Consider the following 1,028-nt stretch of genomic DNA (forward strand, 5'->3'; position numbering starts at 1 on the left):
CCAGAGAAGAGTGTGGGCGCGCGGTGTTGTAATACCGCCGCCAGGTTTCGATCAGGATCTGGGCCTCCCTGAGATCGTAGAAGATTTCACGCGCCAGCAACTCGTCCCTGAGCTTGGAGTTGAAGCTCTCGCAGTAGCCGTTTTCCCACGGCGAACCCGGTTCGATATAGAGCGTCTTCACACCGATCCGGCCAAGCCAGTTGCGCAAGGCATTGGCGATAAACTCCGGGCCGTTATCGGAACGGATATGCTCTGGCGGGCCATGATGGACGAACAACTCGCCCAGCGTGTCGAGCACGTCCCGAGAGTTGAGCTTGCGTTCGACACGGATGGCGAGGCACTCGCGGGTGAACTCATCTATCACGCACAGCATGCGGAAGACCTTTCCATCATGCGTGCGGTCCTGCACGAAGTCATAGGACCAGACATGCCCCTTGTGCGTTGGCCGTAGCCGCACGCAGGAGCCGTCATTCAGCCAGAGGCGGCTGCGCTTCGGTTGTTTCATTGGTACTTTGAGCCCTTCACGTCGCCAGATGCGATAGACCCGCTTTTCATTCACATGCCATCCATCGGCGCGGAGCAAGGCGGTGATCCTGCGATACCCATACCGACCGAACCGTTCGGCCAGATGGATGACCGCCTCGGTCAGCCTGCCTTCATCGCCGCGCGGCGTTCCTGGCTTGCGCTGGGTCGAGCGGTGCTGGCCTATCACGCGGCAGGCCCGACGCTCTGAGACACCAAGCCCTTCCACCACGTGATCGACTGCAGCACGACGACGCGAAGGGCTCAGAACTTTCCCCGCACGACTTCCTGAAGGATCTGGTTGTCCAGCGTGAGATCAGAGACTGCGCGCCGAAGCCGGGCGTTCTCCTTCTCCATTTCTTTCATCCGCTTGGCCTGGTCGACCTGCAGGCCACCGTATTCCTTGCGCCAGCGATAATAGGTCTGTTCGGTCACACCGACGGCGCGCGCCGCCGAAGCTGCAGTTTCACCGCGAGCGAGGCGAACCTCCACCTCCCGCAGCTTCG

At 61.0% G+C, this 1,028-nt stretch carries 1 pseudogene; it reads right to left on the reverse strand.

Going from position 1 to position 1,028, the window contains the following annotated elements:
* A pseudogene (locus HY26_RS01665) lies at positions 1 to 1,028 on the reverse strand (IS3 family transposase); the annotation flags it as partial.

The sequence above is a fragment of the Hyphomonas sp. GM-8P genome (genome assembly GCF_003263315.1).
Classification (GTDB): Bacteria; Pseudomonadota; Alphaproteobacteria; order Caulobacterales; family Hyphomonadaceae; genus Hyphomonas.